Origin of the sequence: Lacticaseibacillus rhamnosus, from assembly GCF_900636965.1 — a bacterium.
Taxonomy (GTDB): Bacteria; Bacillota; Bacilli; order Lactobacillales; family Lactobacillaceae; genus Lacticaseibacillus; species Lacticaseibacillus rhamnosus.
In genome coordinates, this window is the sequence record NZ_LR134331.1 from 1,270,129 (window position 1) to 1,290,775 (window position 20,647).

Consider the following 20,647-nt stretch of genomic DNA (forward strand, 5'->3'; position numbering starts at 1 on the left):
CAGAGAAGGCTGAAGAGGATGCAGTCCCACTCTGAAAGCGGCATGACGGAGGGAAAGACGATGGCAGATGCGACTGAACAACCACGTGAGCGTTTATTGGCGCATGGACCACAGGCACTGACGGATGCGGAATTATTGCAATTGATTGTGCGCGCAGGCAACCAGCACTATCCGGTCCAGGAAATTGTCAGTGAGGTGTTGACCACTTATCCTGCATTACGAGGCTTAGCAGAAGGTGATGGTGATTCACTGGACCATATTCGCGGACTGGGCGCGGCTAAACGGGCCAGCATTTTGGCGGGTGTGGAGTTAGGACGGCGGGTCATGCGTCGTCAATCGGTTCGATATGGGCAGATCAAAAATAGCGAGCAACTGGGTAAAACGATGGTGTCACGCTTTGCCGGAGCTAATCAGGAATCCATGTTGATTTTATTTTTGGATGTCAAGAATCAGATCATCACGGAACAAATCGTGGCAATTGGAACGGTGGATTCAGCCTTAGCCGATCCGCGGGTGGTGTTTCGGGAAGCATTAAAGCTAAGCGCCACGAATTTGATCATGGTGCACAATCATCCCAGTGGTGATCCTTCTCCGAGTCAGGCCGATCGTGATACAACAACGCGATTTCAGCTGGCGGCAGCGTTACTCGGCATGCACTTGCTTGACCACTTGATCATCGGGCGGCAGTCGTATTATTCGTTTGCGCGCGATGATCCGGAATTTAATTAATTTGCTAAAAAGTTGTAAGGTTTTCTGAAATTGGCGCAATGAGGGCAAAAACAGGCGGTTTCACATTTTGTCATAGAAAATAATATGCTATAATGCATGGAGTTAATACGAAATGAGTCAGCATAAGGAGAGAACGTCTTGTTTGGATTTGGATCAAAGAATATCGGGATCGATCTTGGCACCGCAAATACCTTAGTTTACGTCGACGGCAAGGGCATTGTGTTAAATGAGCCCTCCGTAGTCGCGAAGAATACCCAGACGGAAGAAGTCATTGCCGTTGGTGAAGAAGCCCGCGACATGATCGGTCGTACCCCGACCAATATCGTGGCGATCCGACCAATGAAAGATGGGGTCATCGCTGACTACGACACAACTGCGGCCATGTTAAAATACTTCATGCAAAAGGCATTAGGTAACGGCAGCCACCCGCAAGTGATGATTTGTGTGCCAAGCGGCGTGACGGAAGTTGAAAAACGGGCCGTTATTGACGCTGCAAAAGTCGCAGGAGCACGCGATGCTTTCGTCATTGAAGAACCTTACGCTGCTGCAATCGGTGCCGGTCTGCCGGTTATGGACCCGACCGGTAGTATGGTTGTTGATATTGGCGGCGGGACCACTGATGTCGCAACGATTTCATTAGGCGGTATTGTTTCGAGTCGCTCGATTCGGGTGGCTGGTGACAAGTTTGATGAAGCCATCATCAATCATTTACGCCAGAACTTTAATTTGCTCATCGGCGAACGTACGGCTGAAGCCATGAAGATTCAAATTGGTTCGGCATCGGTTGAAAAGGCTGCCGATATCGATGGGATGACCGTGCGCGGACGTGATTTATTGAGCGGCCTGCCAAAGACCATCGACATTTCGGCCACGGATATTGCATCTGCTATTCACGAAAACGTGCTTGATATCATCACGGCGATTAAAGAAACACTGGAAGAAACCTCACCAGAAATCGCTGCCGATGTCATTGATCATGGGATTGTGTTGACAGGCGGCGGTGCGCTTTTGAAGCATTTACCGGATGTCATTTCCGATGAGACCAAAGTACCGGTCTTCATTGCGCAGGATCCGCTAGATTGTGTGGCAATCGGCACTGGTGAATCGTTGAAGAATATTGACGTTTTAAAGAAGCGTTAACAGCCCATAAATGAAGATGGTTTGCGTGTGGCAAGAGGCTGGGATGAAGGATCCTGGCCTCTTTTCGCGAGTGTGACGGAGGAACCAATGCAGAAATTCTTTTCCAACAAAAAATTGATCGCCCTCATGATCGCATTGCTGGTCAGTCTTGGTCTGGTCGCTGGATCAATCTATGCGAGCAATAATCGCAATACGCCGCCGTTTATTCAGCGGATTGCCAATGATGTTGTTGGCATCGGTGGGCGGTTAGTCGCGTTGCCGGGAGATTTTGCCCGCAATGGATTAGATGACATCAATAATCTCATGGATACGTTTCAGGAGAATCAGCGCCTCAAGCAACAGCTGGATAATTTAGCGCAGACAAAGGTGCAGGTACAAACTTTAAAACGCGAAAATAAGCAGTTGAAGCAACAGTTGAAACTTAACGGTACTTTGACGGATTACGCGCAGATCAGTGCTGCTGTCATTTTACGAACACCGAGTGACTGGCGCAACATGGTCGTTATTAACCAAGGAAGTGCCGCCGGGGTTAAGAAGGGCATGCCGGTTATGGCAGGTTCCGGCTTGATTGGCCGTGTCGTTGAGGTCAATCGGACGAGTTCAAAAGTTGAGATGCTATCAACGGCCAATAAATCCAGTGACCGGATTGCGGCGGCCGTTGAGACCAAAGGCGAAAAAGAAGTTAACGGCATCATTACCGGATATGACGAAAAAACCGGTGATTTGATTCTCGGCGAGCTGAATACGGATACCGCGATTAAAAAAGGCGATGAGGTGGTTACCAGTGGCTTAGGTGGCATGACACCTAAAGGATTACTGATTGGCAAAGTCGCCAGCGTCAAGAAAGATGACTATGGTCTGGCCAACACCGTTTATTTGGATCCCGCCGCAAATCTAAACGATGTCACCGTTGTAACCGTCATCTCACGTACGATCAAAGGTGACTAACATGTTAAACGAAAAACATTTCACAGGACATTGGTGGATCTTTTTACTGCTGCTTTTGTTATTATTAATTGATGGCAGCCTAGCATCAGTGCTGGCACAGTGGATCATGCAGCCGAACTTTATGGGGACGCCGCAATTGACCTTGTTAGGGTTAGTCATGGTGACGTTGTTGGTGCCGCAAGAAAAGTATATAACCTGGATTGCGGCATTGATTGGGTTGCTATTCGACAGTTTTTACACGGGCATTCTAGGGATTAATGCGTTACTGTTTGCCTTGGTCATTTACGTGGTTCGCCAGATTCGGCCGTATATCCCGCACACGCCGATTTTTGTTGGTATGGTTTATATTATTGCTTTGTTGCTCTATGGGGTTGCCAGTTATGCTGCGAATCATTTTATTGGCTACGGATCTGCCAGTGTTGTTATGCTGATAGCGAATCATTTAGGGCCGGGATTAACGGTCAATCTCATTCTTTTTGTGATTGTCTATGGTCCATTACATCGATTGTTGATGAATTTAGCGGAAGAATAATTTGGGGTGATAATGTGGACAGTGTGGTCTTAAAAGGTCGAAATGATAGTCTGGCGCTGCACCTTCAAGATACAGCGGACTTTACGCAGATTATCCAGACACTGAAAACATTACTAGGCAAATTGTACGAAGAAACGCCAACCGGTGATGTCAGCTATCGTTTGGAGACGGGCAATCGGCTTTTAACGGAAGAGCAGTTGGCGCAAATTCAGGCTGTATTTGAAGATTACCCGCGCTTTTCAATTAATGGCATCACGAGTGCTGTGGTTGATAAAGCGGTCGTTGCCGATATGGTGACGGCTAAAATGACCCATCGCATCGGTGGTGTTGTTCGATCAGGGCAAACAATTGATGTCATGGGCGATGTGCTGTTTTTAGGCGATTTACATGCCGGTGCCTCGCTGTGTGCTTCTGGCAATGTCTTTGTGATGGGCAAAGTTAGTGGCGTTATCCAGGCAGGCAGTCAAGGAGACACCCGCGCAGTTGTTGTGGGTGACTTGCAAGGTGCTAGTCAGGTTCGAATCGCCGATGTCATCGAAATTGTCGCTGACCATTATGATCCGGTTAAACCGGTTGCTTATTTGAGCGAATTACATACGATGGCACATACCAAGTTGGCTGAACTAGCAAATCTTCGGCCGCGATTATTTAAGCAAATGGAGGCAATGTAGATGGGGACAGCGTTAGTAGTGACTTCCGGTAAAGGCGGCGTTGGCAAAACCACCACTTCGGCAAATATCGGTACCGCGTTGGCTTTACAAGGCAAGCGGGTCGTCTTGTTGGACCTTGATATTGGACTACGCAACTTAGATGTTGTCATGGGTTTGTCCAATCGGATTATTTACGACATTGTCGACGTTGCCACTGGCCGCGCAAAGCTACACCAAGCGTTGATCAAGGACAAACGATTTGACGATTTGCTTTATTTACTGCCAGCAGCGCAAAATGCGGAAAAAGACGCGTTAGAACCTGATCAGGTCGTTGAGATTGTTGAACAGTTACGACCGGATTTTGATTTTATTATTTTGGACTCGCCTGCCGGAATCGAACAAGGTTTTCGGAATGCGACTGGGGCGGCTGACGGTGCGATTGTGGTCACGACCCCGGAGATATCGGCGGTGAGTGATGCGGATCGAGTCGTGGGCTTACTGGAACAACGTGATATGCCGCTCAAACCGCGACTCATTATCAACCGCATTCGCCAAAATATGTTAGCTGATGGACGCTCGATGGATATTGACGAAATTACCAGTCATCTGGGACTTGATTTACTCGGCATCATTGTTGACGATGATGGAGTGATTGAGAGTTCAAACAAAGGTGAAGCGATTGTGATGGATCCGGATGACCTTGCTAGTAAAGGCTACCGCAATATTGCCCGCCGGTTACTAGGTGATAGCGTGCCGTTGATGGACATTCGTTTGAAAAAACAAGGCTTTTGGTCAAAATTGTTCCATCGCCATCATTAGACGGTTTACGGTGATTTTGTGCCGGCTGTTAAAGATTAATTTTCTGAAACAGTTGACTTTCGTTAAAGTTCGGTGTAATTTAGTGATAATTCATTAAAGCGTTGAGTGGAATCGATAAGCGGTCATGGTTCACAGCGAGTTCGGGTTGATGGGAACCGAATAGCCATCCGTTTATCACACATCCATGAGTGGACGATTGAACAACAGTAGGTCGTCTCGGTTGGGCTCGTTATCGCCGTGGTTGAAGCAACTACATGAGGTTGATTGTGTGAGCAATTGACAAATCTGAGGTGGAACCGCGGTTTAAGCCGTCCTCTTACAGCAAAGTGCTGTAAGAGGATTTTTTAATGGTCGCGATTTTTTCGAAATCATGTGCGGTGCTGCAACCACATGAGGCCGGGTGTGTGAACAATCGGTAAACTGAGGTGGTACCGCGCAGAAGCGTCCTCTTGCATCAAGCAAGAGGACGCTTTTTTCATACCACGAACAAGTTGCCCAACCGCTCAACTCATCGACAGCCACAAAGCGCAATTAGAAAAGAAACGGATCTGCGCGACTCAAATATAGGCAGGTTCAAAGGAGGAAGCACCATGACTTATATTTTTCAGATTTTACCGGCATTATTATCTGGTGTGAAAATGACGTTGGGGATTTTTGCCATCACTTTAGTCGGAGCCATTCCACTGGGTCTCATTTTATCAGTCGGCCTAATTCCCAAGCCTAAATCGCTACTTGGTAAGGCAGGAAAAAGCTTGCTGGAAGGCTATGTGTGGGTATTTCGGGGCACGCCGCTGTTGTTGCAGCTGATGTTTATCTTTTACGGCTTGCCGATTATCGGTATCGTGTTTGACCGCTTCTCAGCTGCTTTAGTCGCGTTTATTTTGAATTATGCTGCTTACTTCGCAGAAATCTTCCGTGGTGGCTTTGGCGCAATTGATGAAGGTCAGTTCGAAGCAAGTACGGTCCTCAACATGACCCGCTGGCAGGCATTGCGGTTTGTGGTGATTCCTCAGGTTGTCAAGATTGTGCTACCTTCCATCGGTAATGAAGTCATCAACTTGGTTAAGGATTCTAGCCTGGTTTACGTCATTGGCTTAGGCGATTTGCTTCGAGCAGGTAACATTGCCAGTGCGCGGGATGTTACCTTGCTGCCACTGGTATTGGTCGGGGTCATCTACTTACTGCTGACGCTGATTCTGACGTTCTTACAAAAACGGATCGAAGCAGCATTTTCATATTATCGCTAGGAGGGTTAAAAATGTTAGAACTCAAGAATATCAGCAAAGCGTTTAACGGGCGACCGGTTTTAAAAGATGTTAACGTCACGATTGAGGATGGCAAAACATTGGCGATTGTGGGTCCCAGTGGCGCCGGTAAAACCACCTTATTGCGGATCATCAGCGGTTTAGAAAGTGCTGATGGCGGCACCATGATCTGGAACGGTCAGCCGACGACCGCGCAGGCTTTACGCAAACAAGGGGTGATCGGCGTGGTGTTTCAGAACTTTGAATTATTCCCGAATTTGTCGGTTATGCGCAATATTACCTTGGCGCCTACTTTGCAGGGGGTTGATCAACAAAAAGCCGATGCGACAGCCAAGAAACTTCTGAATCAACTTGAACTAACCGATCAGGCGCAGGCGTATCCTTATTCACTGTCTGGCGGGCAAAAGCAGCGGGTGGCAATTGCACGGGCGTTGGCATTAAATCCGCAAATTCTTTTGTACGATGAACCGACTAGTGCGCTTGATCCGATGTTGCGCGATAATGTTGCTGCAATGGTCAACCAATTTAAAGTATCAGGTATGACTCAGGTGGTTGTGACCCATGACATGGACTTTGCCCAAAGTGTTGCAGACACGACTTATCACGTTGGCAAAGGCGGTGATGGTCAATGAAACGGCGAATGATAATGGCCGTCATGGTGTTTTTGACCATGGCCGGTATCGTAATCAGTGGATGCGCGCGCGAAACAGTCGACAATTCCTGGCCACGCATTGAACGGACCAAAAAAGTTGTGATTGGGCTAGATGATACCTTTGTTCCCATGGGTTTTCGTCAAAAAAATGGGCAGTTGGCCGGCTATGACATTGATTTAGCCAAAGCGGTTTTCAAACGATATGGCATTAAAGCGGATTTCCAGACCATCGACTGGTCGATGAAGGAAACCGAATTGAAAAATCAGACCATTGATTTAATTTGGAATGGCTATTCCGTGACCCCGGAGCGGAAAGCAAAGGTTGCTTTTTCGAATGATTATCTGATTAACCATCAAATTCTGGTGACCAAAACCAAAAGTCAGATTAACACGTTGAAGGATATGAAGGGGAAAACCTTGGGCGTGCAAACCGGATCAAGCGGGGCATTTGATTTAGATGCCCAACCCAAATTGTTAAAAAATATGATCGCCAACAAAACGCCGATCCTTTACGATACCTTCAATGATGCATTTATTGACTTGGATGCTGGACGAATTCAAGGCATTTTAATGGATGAGGTTTACGCACGTTACTACATTGCCCACAAGCCGGATCCTGCAAGTTATCACATTATCGGCGACTCATTCCCGCCAGAAGAGTTCGCGGTTGGTATGCGCAAGTCCGATCATGTTTTACGAGAGAAAATTAACGCGGGATTGAAGGCGTTGAAGGCGGACGGAACGATTGCTAAACTGCAGAAGAAATGGTTTGGCAAGGTCGAACAATGAGTTGTTTGTTAGCGCTGATAAGGGTTCAGAGTTTAGACATCGTGGCAATTTTATGTTGAGGCTGGAATCATTGTGGTTGTGTGGATACTGTCTATTGCGACAGGTAACTGCATGAAAACTTTGATTCTGGCTTTTTTGTTGGTTGTTCAACACGCCTCCCTTAACGCGTTCACCGGCGCAGGGACCTGCACATCAAGACCTTGGGCGCAATGACCAAAGCCTGGCCATCACGCCTGAGGCCGCTTGGGTTCTGGTTTATGTCCATAACGCGTTCGCCAGCCCAGAAACCTGCACATAAGGACCTTGGGCGCAATGACCAAAACCCGGTCATCACGCCTGAGGCCACTTATGTTCCGGCTTATGCCCATAACGCGCTCACCGGCGCAAAAGTCTGCGCGTAAGGATCTCAGTCGCAATGGCCAAAGCCCGGCCATCACGCCTGAGGCCACTTATGTTCCGGTTTATGCCCATAACGCGCTCACCGGCGCAGAAGTCTGCGTGTAAGGACCTCAGGCGCAATGACCAAAGCCCGGTCATCACGCCTGAGGCCACTAGTCCGCTTTTACGCCCATAACGCGCTCGCCAGCCCAGAAACCTGCACATAAGGACCCTGGGCGCAATGACCAAAGCCCAGTCATCACGCCCAAGGCCGCTTATGTTCCGGTTTCTAACCGGGCTGGCTCACGCTCACTGGACTTTTTCCCCTGATTATCGGTAAAGTAGAGTATGATAATCGCATGTAGAGACTGGACGAATGGCTGAGGTGTGAGATTGTCTGGTTAGGGAGGCGAAATTTATGTGGCTTGGGCTGATTGTTGGCGGTCTTTATATCATCAATGCATTTATTGCGATTGTGACGGTGTTTCGGTCCCATCGTGATATTTCTGCTGTATGGGCGTGGCTGCTTGTGCTGTTGCTGCTGCCGTTTGTTGGTTTCTTAATTTATTTTGTCTTTGGGCGTAAACTGCGGGCGGATCGCATGCAGGATTTAATGACGCAACGGCTATTGGGTATTAATGATTTGGTGGTTCAGCAACAAGAAGCGCTTGCGGCAGGGCAGCCGTTGATTGGGACGCCAGGTAGCGGTGGGGTTTCGGAGCTGGTGCGAACGTTATTGCGGGCGGACGATGCGTTGGTCACAACTCACAATGAAGTTCAGGTGCTTTCTTTGCGGGAAGCCTTTTTTAAACAGTTATTTGAAGATATTGGCTTGGCTACCGAACATATTCATATTGAAGCCTATACGATTCAGCCTGATGCAGTGGGCCGGCAATTGCGTGATTTACTGATTGAAAAGGCGCAAGCAGGGATCACCGTGCGCGTTTTATACGATACGTTTGGTTCCCACGGTTTACCGATTAGCTTTTGGAAAGGCTTGACAGCAGCCGGTGGTCAGGTGGAGCGATTTGTGGCGACCAAACTCGGACGGTGGAATCCGCGCATCAACTTTCGCAATCATCGTAAACTGATTGTGATTGATGGGCATTTGGCATACTTGGGTGGGTTTAATCTGGGCAAAGAACATCGCGGTTTGCCAACACTGCGGGATACTCAACTACGAATTCAAGGTAAGGCGGTTGCCGTGATTCAAGCGCGTTTCCTGATGGATTGGAATGGTACTAGCAAGAGGCAACAGGTCAAAGACGTCGATGTGCTGTTTCGTGAACCGGTTGTCACCGGAAACACAACCATGCAGATTGTCGCTGGTGGACCGGGGCAGCAGGTTGAAGCAATTAAACTTGGCTATTTAGGATTGATTAATCAAGCCAAGCGTAGTATCTGGATCGAGTCGCCTTATTTTGTTCCCGATGACAGTTTGTTGGACGCATTGACCATTGCGGCTAATGCGGGAGTCGATGTTCGCATTATGGTGCCGAAGAAAACAAATCAGAGTCTGATGGCCAAAGCATCGCAGTTTTACCTCAATCAAGTAGTTGCCAATGGTGGTCAGGCCTTTTTATATGAAGAAGGTTTCTTACACGCTAAAACGATTGTGGTTGACGGCAAGTATGTTTCAACCGGCACCGCAAATTTCGATATCCGTTCATTTAAATTGAACTTTGAAGTTGCTGCGTTTCTTTATGATCATCATTTAGGCAAAACATTTCAAAAACTATTTCTTGCGGATATGGAACGTGCCATGCCGTATACGCAAAAGGTCATTAAGGCCAAGAAACGACCAGCACGCTTGGCCGAAGAGTTATCGCGGTTGCTGGCGCCGATTTTGTGATGGGCGAACCATTCACTGATTTTTTGGCAATTAAAAAAGCCGCTGAAAAATCAGCGGCTTTGTGGTCATTTGGTGATCGGATTAGATGATTTGCAAACTTGCGAGCGCGGTGAGAACAACACCAAGCACGGTGATAATAATCATCACCCAAGCACTAATAATTGTCATTTTCTGGAATTTGCTCTTTTTCTTTTTCTGCACCGAAAACACCACCTTTAAAGTTCTTCTGGGTCTCATTGTACTGGTTTTTGGAAAAAACGGCAACTAAAACTGAGCGCGAGCCGGCGCGGTTAGAAACCGGAGTGTAAGCGGCCTCGGACGTGATGGCCCGCTTTTGGCCATTGCGTTCGAGGTCCTTACACGCAGGTTTCTGCGCCGGGGAGCGCGTTATGGGCGTAAAGGGGAACTATTGGCCTTGGGTGTGATGACCGGGTTTTGGTCATTGCACCCAAGGTCCTTATGTGCAGGTTTCTGGGCTGGCGAACGCGTTATGGGCATAAAGGGGGACTAGTGGCCTTGGGTGTGATGACCGGGCTTTGGTCATTGCACCCAATACAATGTCCGTACACGCGAATTCCTGCGCTGAAGAGCGTTAACTTCTGCTTGACGCCTTTCTTTCCTTTGGGTACGGTTAATTGAGAAGTATCAACAGACAGCACCTTACGTGGTTGCTGCCGCTGGAGGGAATTGTCATGGTGTTGCTTGCGTTGGGATTACCAATTTTAGTGTGGCTCTTGGTTGTTGCCGCTGTCGTCTATTTCGACTTTCATGGTGGTTCGTGGTTTTTTTTACTGACAATGGTGAACCTCTGGGCCATTTTCGAGTTAACCTTTACCAAAAGTCCGAATTTCATCTGGGTGATCCTGTTTACGGCGATGGTGATTGCCTTAATCCTGGTTGTTTGGCAGGTAATCCGCGAATATGACCTGATTATTCACCGATATTGGCGGATGCTGACGCGCATTCTCTCCCTAGCAACCACTTGTTGGTGGCTTAGCGGTATTTTTATTTATTTTATGGGCTGAGTCACCACCGACTTACCACTTGTGAAAAAATCCCGTGATCCTTGTGATCGCGGGATTTTTTGTGGCTTAAATGTTTTTTAAACAATAAAATAACTAAATTTTGCTTCAGAAGTGGTTAGATGTGGAGAAGAGTGGGGCGTTGTGGTAGACTGAAAATCGTAGGGAGGTGCAGGCCATGCTCATGGGTGAATTTGAACGCAGTATCGATGCTAAAGGGCGTCTGATTATTCCAGCCAAATTTCGTGAGCAATTGGGTGCATCGTTTGTTTTGACCCGGGGCATGGATGGCTGCCTTTTTGGTTATCCAATCGCGGAATGGGACAAACTGCAGGCAAAATTGGCCACATTACCCTTAGCTAAAAAAGATGCCCGCACCTTCACGCGTTTTCTTTTTTCGGCTGCGACCGAATGTGAAATTGACAAGCAGGGACGGATCAATATTCCCAAGCCACTGTTCAAACATGCGGCGTTGAAAAAGGATTGCGTCCTTGTAGGGGTCAATACCCGCATTGAAGTCTGGGATGCCGAGCGCTGGCAGCAATTTGCCGACACTGCTGAAGAAGACTTTGATGACATTTCAGAAAACTTAACGGACTTTGGGTTATAGCCATGACAGAATTTAAACACGAGACAGTTCTTTTAAAAGAAGCAACAGCGGCTTTGGCCGTGAAGTCGGATGGTACATATGTGGATGCCACTTTGGGACGCGGAGGCCATACCCGCCAGATTTTAAATCAGCTTACGAATGGGCGTCTGATCGCTTTTGATCAAGACGAAGCAGCCATCGCCGCGGTCAAGCGTCATTTTGGGACGTTACCACCGCAGTTAACGCTGGTTCACCGAAACTTTCGGGATTTAAGCGCAGCCTTGGCTGATTTGGACATTAGGCAGGTTGATGGCGTTTTGTACGATCTTGGTGTATCTTCGCCGCAATTTGACGATTCAAAGCGTGGTTTTTCTTATCGTTTCGATGCACCGCTTGATATGCGGATGGATCAGCGGCAAACGCTTGATGCCAAAACGATTGTCAATGAATGGCCGTATGCTGAATTGGTTCGGATCTTTTCGCGCTATGGTGAGGAGCATTTTTCTAAGCAGATTGCGCGTCGAATTGAGCAAGCTCGTGCCCAAGCGCCGATTACAACCACTTTCCAACTTGTTGAGTTGATCAAGGCAGGAATTCCGGCTAAAGCAAGGAGAACGGGTGGCCATCCGGCTAAAAAAGTCTTTCAGGCTATCCGAATCGCGGTTAATGATGAATTATCCGCGCTAGAAGCTTCTTTGGAACAGGCACTCAAGCTGATTAACGTTGGGGGACGCATCAGTGTCATTACCTTCCAGTCATTAGAAGACCGGCTGGTGAAAACCATGTTTAAAGAAGTGTCAACCGTCCAAGATGTTCCGCGCGGGTTGCCGGTGGTGCCGGAAGCTGCTCAACCACATTACCAGTTAGTCAATCGTAAACCGATTTTACCGAGTGCGGCCGAGCTGGCTGAAAACCATCGTGCTCACAGCGCCAAACTCAGGGTGATCGAAAAAATTCGCAATTAGGGGGGTTCCATATATGCTTGAGAGTACAGCAAGGCCTTTAGTGCAACAACCGGCACCGAAACCGGTACATAAATCAGCTCCTGCACCCGCACCGCACACACATATTGCTTTTAGCGGGTTCGAGAAAACGATGATGTTTGCCTGTGGCGTTTTAGCAACAGTTGTTTGTGTCGTTTGTTTGTTCATGCAAAATCGCTTGAGCAACACGCAACGCCAGTATGAAGATTTACAGGCGCAAATTATGAAGCAATCGCAAGCCACGGCGAATCTCAAGCAAGAAATTGGCGAACTCTCCAACTCCGAACGACTTGATGCCTTTGCTAAGGCCCATGGATTTAAAGTCATTAACGGCAATATAAGGCGTGTTGATAATCAATGAAAATTTTCAAATCAAAACGATCAACGAATGCACATCCAGCCCGCAACCGTAAATTTTTCGGTATTGGGCTGATCGGGTTTACGCTTCTGGTACTCGGTGGGTTCGTTCTTCGTTTTTCTTTTGTTGCAACCATTGGCGAAGTGGATTCAAATAATCTGGCGAAGCAGCGGCAAAAGCAGTATCAGACCGACACCGTTTTGCAAGCGCAGCGGGGTGCTATTTTGGATCGTAGTGGTAATGTGATCGCCGAAGATTCAAATACGTATACCATTTATGCCATCCTCGATAAGCAAAACAAAAATGGCGATAAGCCTGATTATGTCACCAACAAAGCTAAAACGGCCAAAATACTGAGTCGTTATTTGGCGATTGGTGAAGATAAAGTTTTAGCACGTTTAAATCCAAGTAAGAATCTTTTCCAAGTCGAGTTTGGTCGGCCAGGGACGAAATTAAGTTTGGCGATCAAAAAACAAATCGAAGCTGAGAAATTGCCGGGGATTCATTTTCGCGAAACCCCATCGCGGCTTTATCCTAATGGTGTGTTTGCCAGTCATGTGATTGGGTTGGCACAAGCGCAGGATAATGGCGGCGGTTTGACCGGGGTGATGGGGTTAGAGAAACAATTTAACACCGTTTTAACCGGCACCAATGGCTATCGGCGAAGTGAAACAGATGCATATGGATATAAACTGCCTAATGCCAAGACCAAAGCCAAGGCCCCAGTGAATGGCGGCAGTGTCTATACAACGCTTGATAGTGGTCTCCAAGCTTATTTGGAAACTCTCATGACAGATGTTCAAACCAAATATGAACCTAAAGGCATGACGGCGGTTTTGATGAATGCCAAGACCGGACGTATTTTAGCTGCCACACAGCGTCCGACGTTTGATGCTTCGACTGGCGAAGGATTAGGCGATATGTGGCGGGATTCTTTGGTTGAGGATAATTATGAGCCGGGATCGGTAATGAAGATCATGACCTTGGCTGCTGCTATTCAAAGCGGTAAGTATCACCCCAATGAATATTTCCAGTCCGGATCTGTTAAGCTTGATGGCGGCACGGTTAACGATTGGCGGACAGGCGGCTGGGGATCCATTCCGCTGAGCAAAGCGTTTCCGTTATCGAGTAATGTCGGCATGGTTAAGATCGAACAGGAAATGGGTGCCGGCATTTGGAAGAGCTATTTGGATAAATTTAAATTTGGCCAAAAAACCGGCATTACGTTACCGGGAGAAACAAGTGGCCGGATTAGTTTTCAACGCCCATTGGATCAGGCTATCACCGCCTTTGGTCAAGGCATTGAAGTCAATGTGATGCAAATGATGCAGGCAATTAGTGCGGTGGCAAATGATGGCAAGATGCTTAAGCCGCAAATTGTATCCAAGGTGGTTAATAAGAACGGTAAAGCCACTGTTTATAAGCCGGAAGTGGTGGGTCAGCCGATCTCAAAAGAAACGGCAGCTCGGGTTATTGATGCCATGCGTCACGTGGTTAATGACGAGGACGGAACCGGGGTGGCTTATAAAATGCCGGGTGTTGACTTAGCCGTTAAAACCGGGACCGGTCAGATTGCTAGTGCTCAAGGCGGCTATTTAACCGGGGATTCCAATTACACGTTTAGCGTTGCCGGAATTGCGCCGGCTTCCAATCCAAAGTATGTCTTATACGTTGCGATGAAACAGCCACAGAAGATGACGGAACCAGCGGAATCAATCTTGGCAAGCATCTTCAAGCCGATGATGCAACGGGCTTTGGACACAACCGCGAATAGCACGGTGTCAGGTGAAACCAACACTGCTGAAGTGCCTGCTGTCACCAATGCGGCGTTGGCGAGTGCACAGGATACGGTTAAAAAGGCCGGATTTGACGTAGCAACGATCGGAACCGGGAATAAAATCGTCCAACAGTTGCCAGCAAGCGGAACCAAAGCATTGCGGGATTCACGGGTGTTACTTTTGACGAATGGTGCCATGACAATGCCTGATCTCACTGGTTGGTCGAAATCCGATGTGTTAAAATTTGTACAATTGACCGGCAAGAAATTTAAGCTTGTCGGTGATGGCTTCGTTGTTCGGCAAAGTATTGCTAAAGGTACCTTATTAGGTAATGCCAGCGGGACAATTGAGTTTAAACAACAATAGAATTGGGGATAGTCATGCAACTTGCTCAAATGCTCATTCCGATGGTTTCGGCATTTGCCATTACCATTATGTTTATGCCGCTTTTTATCGGTTACATGCGGTATAAGAAAGAAGGCCAGGTGATTCGTGAAGAAGGACCAAGCTGGCACGAAAAGAAGTCAGGAACCCCAACGATGGGTGGCTTGATATTCATTGCTGCGATCATCATCTCGGCTATTTGGGTCAGCATTTGGCAGCACCAATTAACGCTGAGTGTCTGGATTTCCTTATTTATTTTGGTTCTTTATGGCTTGTTAGGATTTTATGATGATTTCCAGAAATTGGTGCACCATCGTAATGAAGGCTTAAAGGCGTGGCAAAAATTAGCCGGTCAGATTCTTGGCGCTGTCATTTTTCTGATCGCTTATTTTCACGAAGGCTTTGATCATACGTTATGGGTTCCGGTTTTAGGTAATGTCAATGCCACTTGGTTTTATGTGATATTCGTTGTTTTTTGGCTCGTTGGTTTTAGTAATGCGGTTAATCTGACAGATGGTTTGGATGGCTTGGTTGCCGGACAGACGACCATTTCGTTTGCAACGTATGCAGTGATTGCGGTTCGTGAAGGCCGCGTTGACGTGTTGATTATTTGTCTGGTGACTGTCGGCGCGATGCTTGGATTTTTGATGTTCAATCATAAACCGGCTCAGATTTTCATGGGCGACCTAGGATCCTTGGCATTAGGCGGGATGCTGGCAGTTGTTGCCATTTTGCTTCATCGAGAATGGTCGTTATTATTGATCGGGATCATCTATGTGATTGAAACAGCCAGTGTGATCTTGCAGGTTGCTTCATTCAAATTAACCGGTAAGCGAATCTTCCTCATGTCGCCTATTCATCATCATTTTGAAATGAAAGGTTGGTCCGAGTGGCAGATTGACTTGACCTTCTGGCTGGTTGGACTGATCGCAAGCTGTGTTTATCTGGTATTTTTCCTATAAAATCAAGCTATAAAAAGAAGGAACGATTGTGAAAAACATTTCGGATTATCGTAATAAAAAGGTGCTTGTATTAGGACTGGCAAAAAGCGGCGTCAATGCAGCGCGCTTACTACATAAATTAGGGGCTTTGGTAACCGTCAATGATAAGAAGCAATTCGATGACAACAAAGAGGCTCAGGAGTTGTTGGCAGACGGGATGCGCGTGATTACCGGGCGCCATCCAGTTGAATTGTTAGATGAGCATTTTGAGTTGATGGTCAAAAATCCGGGTATTCCATACAGCAATCCGATGGTTCAGCGCGCGCAAGAATTGGGCCTGCCGATTATTACTGAGCCGGAGCTAGCTTTTCAGGTATCCGAAGCAGAGTGGATCGGCATTACCGGGACGAATGGCAAGACAACGACGACCACGCTGATCGGGTTAATGTTGAACCAACAGTGGCCTCACCACGCCTTTGATGCCGGGAATATCGGCATTCCGGTCAGTCAGGTGGCTCAAAAAGCAGGTAAAGATGACACCATTGTTGCTGAGCTATCGAGTTTTCAGCTCTGCGGCATTAAGACATTGCATCCCCATATCGCAGTATTAACGAACATCTATGAGGCTCATTTGGACTGGCATGGCAACCGCGCTAATTACGTTGCGGCGAAAATGCGCATTACGATGAATCAAACGCCGGATGATTACTTTATCATGAACTGGGATCTTCCCGAAATGCACCAGTTAGCAAAGCAAAGTCAAGCCCAGATTGTCCCATTTTCCCGCAAACAGGCTGCTGGTGCACGGGCTTCGTTAATTGATGGCTGGTTGACGTTTGATGGTGACAAGATTATGCCTGCCAGTGACCTGCAGATTCCGGGGTTGCACAATATCGAAAACGCCTTGGCTGCCATTGCCGCGGCCAAACTGAAGGGTGTGAGTGATGACGCAATTCGTGAGGTACTGCGGACTTTTTCTGGCGTCAAACACCGAATTCAATATTTGGAAACGATCAATGGGCGTCGGGTATACAATGACTCCAAGGCAACCAATGTCGAGGCGGCAACTGTAGCCTTGAATGCATTCCAGCAGCCAATTGTTTGGTTGGCAGGCGGGCTTGATCGTGGTTTGCCGATGGACGCTTTAACCCCGCTCGTTAAGAAACACGTCAAAAGCATGGTCGTATTCGGTCAAACCGCGCCATTAATGGCAAAAATTGCTAAAGAAGCCGGCGTCCCGGTTCAAAAAACCGAGAATGTTATGACGGCGGTTCCATTGGCCTATGAAGCCAGCCGCCCCGGCGATGTGATTTTGCTCTCGCCAGCAGCAGCAAGTTGGGATCAGTATCCTAACTTTGAAGTGCGCGGCGATGATTTCATCAAGGCTGTTCATAGCCTACAGCAAAATCTTGAAAGCGAGGGTCATTAAATGCGGCTGGTTATTTCTGGTGGCGGTACCGGCGGCCACATTTATCCGGCTTTAGCTTTGATTGAAGCCCTAAAAGCAGAAGGTAAACTTGATGATGTTTTGTACGTGGGCACGCAAAGAGGCTTGGAAAGTCGGATCGTCCCTGCAACCGGCTTGAAGTTTGCAACCCTGGACTTGCAAGGCTTTAAGCGCAGCCTTTCGTTAAGCAATGTGACAACGGTCAAAAAGTTTATCGGCAGTCTCGGTCAAGCCAAAAAGTTATTACGAGATTTTAAACCCGACATTGTCGTTGGGACTGGCGGTTATGTTTCAGGTGCCATTTTATATGCTGCGGCACGGTTGCATATTCCCACGGTGATCCATGAGTCCAATTCGGTTGCTGGGGTGACGAATAAGTTTTTAAGTCATTTTGTCGATCGAGTGGCGATTGTCTTTCCGGAAGTTGCATCCTCATTTCCGGCTAAGAAAGTCGTTGTCACCGGTAATCCGCGGGCACAACAGGTTGCCGGCTTAAAGCCCAATGACCGGCTTAAAGATTTTGGGCTGGATCCGCATAAACAAACACTTTTGATCTTTGGCGGTTCGCGCGGTGCCCCTAAAATTAATGCAGCAGCTGTTGCGGCGTTGCCTATTTGGGCTAAGGCAGACTTTCAAGTGTTATTTGCAACTGGTCGCAGTCACTATGACGCCATTAATGCGGGCTTGCCAGCGTTACCGGCATCTATTAAGGTCGTTCCGTACATTGATGACATGCCATCGATTTTACCGGACATCGGTTTGTTGATTAGTCGCGCCGGTGCAACCACACTTGCTGAAATCACAGCACTGGGGATCCCGGCAATTCTCATTCCCAGCCCGAATGTGACCCACCACCATCAGTACCTGAATGCGCAAAGCCTAACCAAAAAAGGCGCGGCGTTAACCATTACCGAACCAGAATTGAATCAGAATTTTCCCCAGCGGGTTGTGACCTTGATGGAAGATGATGCAAAACGCGCTGCAATGGCACAGGCATCCAAAAGACTGGGCGTGCCTGATGCAAGTGATCAATTGATTGCGGTGATGACAACACTACTTACGAAACGTGGGTGATGACTTTGGCTTGGCTCCGAAAAAAAGAACAGCAATCTGATCCGCTGACGCCGTGGCAACAATACCAGGCACGCCAGCAGCAGACGCCGCGTCATGATCGGCGCCAAAAACCGAAGTTGGATGTTAATCTCCCGAAGATCCAGACGTTGCGGCGCCGTAAACTCGTGAAGAACCTTGTCTTGATTCTGCTCCCCCTGCTGCTATTGCTGGGGGTTTTTGGCTATTTTGCCAGCCCGCTATCCAAAGTCGGACTTGTGAGTGTTCAAGGCGTGACAACGGTTCCGGATCAGCAGGTCATCAACGCGACTAAATTATCAGACGATGACTTGATGTTGAGTGTGGCATTTCATAAAAATGCCATTGCGCAGCGGGTACAGAAATCTTTACCGGAAATTAAAACTGCCAGCCTGACGATCAAGGGATTCAATCGTATTATTATTAAAACCAGCGAATATCAGACGGTCGGATATGTTTATCAAAAACATGCGTACCACAAGATTCTGGTTACGGGGGAAGTGTTAGCCGCCGGAACCCAAACGCCAGTCACGACTTATCCGGTTTTTTCCGGGTTTACAGCCAAAGAGTTACCACAAATGATTACGTTACTTAAACAGTTCCCTGCTGCCATTCGGCGTGATATCTCGGAAATTGACGCCAGTCGCGGGGATGCCAATCCTAACCAGATTGCGCTCAACATGAATGACGGTTATCGCATCATTGCCGATACGCGCACCATTGCCAAGAAAATCAAGTATTATCCGGCGATTGTTTCACAGGTTAAGCAAAAAGGCGTGGTTGATTTGGAAGTGGGAGCATTTTGGCGACCGTATTCTAGTAGCGAAAAGTCGTCAAATGACTGATTTTGTAAGGATTGTTTTCTCATCAGAAAATGAGTGTGTTACACTGATGATGGCACCGTTTTAATATGAAAATTGAGTTAATTAAAAAGTTACACAAGGAGGTTCCCGATACATGGATAATCAAGGTATTTACGTTGGACTTGATATCGGAACCACCTCAATAAAAGTCATTGTTGCCGAAGCAGTACAGGGACAAATGAATGTTATTGGTGTGGGAAGTCAGCGGTCTGAAGGCGTGAGTCGTGGGGTGATCGTTGATATCGATAAGGCAGTCGCAGTGATTCAAGCGGCCGTTGCCCAAGCTGAAGACAAGGCAAATATCAAGATCGATCGGGTTGTAGCTGGCATCCCTGCTAATATGCTGCAGATTGAACAGGTTTCGGGGATGATTGCGGTCGGCGAGGAAAACAAAGAAATTTCCGATAAAGACGTGCGCAGTGTTGCTGCGGCAGCATTAGTACGTAATCTACCGCCTGAGCGTGAAACATTATCGCTGGTTCCAACCGAATTTATCGTTGATGGGTTTGATGACATTAAAGATCCACGTGGGATGTTGGGTGTTCGGCTGGAGATGCGCGGTATTATGCTGACAGTTCCTAAAACTGTGATTCATAATACCAAAAAGGCCATCGAAAAAGCCGGCTTACGAGTTGGCGGCTTGGTTATTTCACCACTAGCTATTGGCCGGCTTGCGTTAACGGATGGTGAGCAGGACTTTGGCACCGTCTTGATTGATATGGGTGGCGGTCAAAGCACGGCAGCAGTGATTCATGACCGTAAGCTCAAGTTCACTTCGGTGGATCAAGAAGGCGGGGAATACATCACCAAAGACATTTCCGTGGTGTTGAATACCAGTTTTACCGATGCCGAGAAATTGAAGCGCGAGTATGGAAATGCGGATTCTCTGGCTACCAGTGAAGATGAGACTTTTCCGGTTACGGTTGTCGGCAAGCATGATCCGGCCATGATTTCGGAAAAATATCTGTCTGAAATTATCGAAGCGCGGGTTGCTCAGATATTCAAGCGACTCAAGAAGGCACTGGATGCGGTTAATGCGCTTGAGTTGCCGGGTGGGATTGTCATTACCGGCGGCACCACCGCACTGCCGGGTGTCACCGAGTTAGCCCAGGACATTTTAGAGCGACCGGTTAAACGGTTTATTCCGGAAGATATGGGCCTGCGCCATCCGTCATTTACTGAAGGGTTAGCGCTCATCAAGTACGCCGCTGAAATGACGGATATTGAAATGCTTGTTTCAAGCGTTTTGCCAACACCGTTTATGGTTGATGGGGCGCAAATGCCAACGCAACCGGCACGGCCGCAACCAGAAACCCCGGCGGCACCGGAAAATCAACGTTCTGCCAAGCGCAAACCTGATAAACAACCCGAAAAAGCAAAATCTAAGGAACCATCTCCTTTACGCCGGTTCTTTGGTAATTTCTTTGAATAAATCTCGA

Annotated in this window: 22 protein-coding genes and 1 other annotated feature; of the genes, 21 read left to right on the plus strand and 1 reads right to left on the minus strand. The window is 47.7% G+C overall.

Going from position 1 to position 20,647, the window contains the following annotated elements:
* Nucleotides 1-60 precede the first annotated feature (60 nt).
* The 11 genes from radC to cls all read left to right on the plus strand — a co-directional run bounded on the left by radC (nucleotide 61) and on the right by cls (nucleotide 9,754).
* Entirely contained in the window at nucleotides 61-729 is a 669-nt protein-coding gene (gene radC, locus EL173_RS06600; protein WP_005713815.1) for a RadC family protein, read from the plus strand.
* Between the two features lie 138 nt (nucleotides 730-867).
* On the plus strand, nucleotides 868-1,869 hold the full coding sequence (locus EL173_RS06605; RefSeq protein WP_005684795.1) for a rod shape-determining protein: 1,002 nt from the start codon (nucleotides 868-870) through the stop codon (nucleotides 1,867-1,869).
* Nucleotides 1,870-1,956: 87 nt separating this feature from the next.
* Nucleotides 1,957-2,817, plus strand: a complete 861-nt coding sequence (gene mreC, locus EL173_RS06610) for a rod shape-determining protein MreC (protein ID WP_005684794.1) — start codon at nucleotides 1,957-1,959, stop codon at nucleotides 2,815-2,817.
* A 1-nt stretch (nucleotide 2,818) separates the two neighbouring features.
* Nucleotides 2,819-3,349 (plus strand): rod shape-determining protein MreD, encoded by a 531-nt coding sequence (mreD, locus tag EL173_RS06615; protein WP_005684793.1) that lies wholly within the window; start codon nucleotides 2,819-2,821, stop codon nucleotides 3,347-3,349.
* A gap of 14 nt (nucleotides 3,350-3,363) precedes the next feature.
* On the plus strand, nucleotides 3,364-4,020 hold the full coding sequence (locus EL173_RS06620) for a septum site-determining protein MinC (protein WP_005684792.1): 657 nt from the start codon (nucleotides 3,364-3,366) through the stop codon (nucleotides 4,018-4,020).
* A complete protein-coding gene (gene minD / locus EL173_RS06625; protein ID WP_005684791.1) occupies nucleotides 4,021-4,818 on the plus strand; it encodes a septum site-determining protein MinD in 798 nt (265 codons plus the stop codon).
* 92 nt (nucleotides 4,819-4,910) lie between these two features.
* Nucleotides 4,911-5,137 (plus strand) — a binding site (T-box leader).
* Between the two features lie 271 nt (nucleotides 5,138-5,408).
* Entirely contained in the window at nucleotides 5,409-6,065 is a 657-nt protein-coding gene (locus EL173_RS06630; RefSeq protein ID WP_005684790.1) for an amino acid ABC transporter permease, read from the plus strand.
* 11 nt (nucleotides 6,066-6,076) lie between these two features.
* Complete coding sequence (locus EL173_RS06635) at nucleotides 6,077-6,715, plus strand: amino acid ABC transporter ATP-binding protein (protein ID WP_005689129.1); 639 nt, start codon at nucleotides 6,077-6,079, stop codon at nucleotides 6,713-6,715.
* Entirely contained in the window at nucleotides 6,712-7,524 is an 813-nt protein-coding gene (locus EL173_RS06640) for an amino acid ABC transporter substrate-binding protein (protein WP_005689131.1), read from the plus strand. Before EL173_RS06635 ends, EL173_RS06640 begins: the two co-directional genes overlap by 4 nt.
* Before the next feature lie 348 nt (nucleotides 7,525-7,872).
* Nucleotides 7,873-8,028, plus strand: a complete 156-nt coding sequence (locus tag EL173_RS06650) for a hypothetical protein (protein WP_064460563.1) — start codon at nucleotides 7,873-7,875, stop codon at nucleotides 8,026-8,028.
* A 292-nt stretch (nucleotides 8,029-8,320) separates the two neighbouring features.
* Nucleotides 8,321-9,754: a cardiolipin synthase gene (gene cls, locus EL173_RS06665; protein ID WP_005689133.1), complete on the plus strand. Its 1,434-nt coding sequence runs from the start codon at nucleotides 8,321-8,323 to the stop codon at nucleotides 9,752-9,754.
* An 81-nt stretch (nucleotides 9,755-9,835) separates the two neighbouring features.
* On the opposite strand, the gene EL173_RS06670 is transcribed toward cls, so the two are convergent.
* Nucleotides 9,836-9,955, minus strand: a complete 120-nt coding sequence (locus EL173_RS06670; RefSeq protein WP_005713817.1) for a DUF4044 domain-containing protein — start codon at nucleotides 9,953-9,955, stop codon at nucleotides 9,836-9,838.
* 491 nt (nucleotides 9,956-10,446) lie between these two features.
* On the opposite strand from EL173_RS06670, the gene EL173_RS06680 reads away from it, so the two are divergent.
* From EL173_RS06680 to ftsA, 10 genes are all read left to right on the plus strand, one after another.
* Complete coding sequence (locus tag EL173_RS06680; RefSeq protein ID WP_005689139.1) at nucleotides 10,447-10,779, plus strand: hypothetical protein; 333 nt, start codon at nucleotides 10,447-10,449, stop codon at nucleotides 10,777-10,779.
* 175 nt (nucleotides 10,780-10,954) lie between these two features.
* Nucleotides 10,955-11,386 (plus strand): division/cell wall cluster transcriptional repressor MraZ, encoded by a 432-nt coding sequence (gene mraZ, locus EL173_RS06685; protein ID WP_005685573.1) that lies wholly within the window; start codon nucleotides 10,955-10,957, stop codon nucleotides 11,384-11,386.
* A gap of 2 nt (nucleotides 11,387-11,388) precedes the next feature.
* On the plus strand, nucleotides 11,389-12,330 hold the full coding sequence (gene rsmH, locus EL173_RS06690; protein WP_005689141.1) for a 16S rRNA (cytosine(1402)-N(4))-methyltransferase RsmH: 942 nt from the start codon (nucleotides 11,389-11,391) through the stop codon (nucleotides 12,328-12,330).
* A gap of 13 nt (nucleotides 12,331-12,343) precedes the next feature.
* Nucleotides 12,344-12,709: a cell division protein FtsL gene (gene ftsL / locus EL173_RS06695; RefSeq protein ID WP_005685575.1), complete on the plus strand. Its 366-nt coding sequence runs from the start codon at nucleotides 12,344-12,346 to the stop codon at nucleotides 12,707-12,709.
* Nucleotides 12,706-14,850, plus strand: a complete 2,145-nt coding sequence (locus tag EL173_RS06700) for a penicillin-binding protein (protein ID WP_005689143.1) — start codon at nucleotides 12,706-12,708, stop codon at nucleotides 14,848-14,850. The genes ftsL and EL173_RS06700 overlap by 4 nt, the downstream gene beginning before the upstream one ends.
* 14 nt (nucleotides 14,851-14,864) lie before the next feature.
* A complete protein-coding gene (mraY, locus tag EL173_RS06705) occupies nucleotides 14,865-15,830 on the plus strand; it encodes a phospho-N-acetylmuramoyl-pentapeptide-transferase (RefSeq protein ID WP_005685577.1) in 966 nt (321 codons plus the stop codon).
* A 28-nt stretch (nucleotides 15,831-15,858) separates the two neighbouring features.
* Nucleotides 15,859-17,238, plus strand: coding sequence for a UDP-N-acetylmuramoyl-L-alanine--D-glutamate ligase (gene murD / locus EL173_RS06710; protein WP_005689145.1), 1,380 nt, complete (start codon nucleotides 15,859-15,861; stop codon nucleotides 17,236-17,238).
* A complete protein-coding gene (gene murG, locus EL173_RS06715; RefSeq protein WP_005689147.1) occupies nucleotides 17,239-18,330 on the plus strand; it encodes an undecaprenyldiphospho-muramoylpentapeptide beta-N-acetylglucosaminyltransferase in 1,092 nt (363 codons plus the stop codon).
* 5 nt (nucleotides 18,331-18,335) lie between these two features.
* Nucleotides 18,336-19,190, plus strand: coding sequence for a cell division protein FtsQ/DivIB (locus tag EL173_RS06720; RefSeq protein ID WP_014571303.1), 855 nt, complete (start codon nucleotides 18,336-18,338; stop codon nucleotides 19,188-19,190).
* A gap of 112 nt (nucleotides 19,191-19,302) precedes the next feature.
* Nucleotides 19,303-20,640, plus strand: coding sequence for a cell division protein FtsA (gene ftsA, locus EL173_RS06725; protein ID WP_005689149.1), 1,338 nt, complete (start codon nucleotides 19,303-19,305; stop codon nucleotides 20,638-20,640).
* The last annotated feature ends 7 nt before the right edge of the window (nucleotides 20,641-20,647 follow it).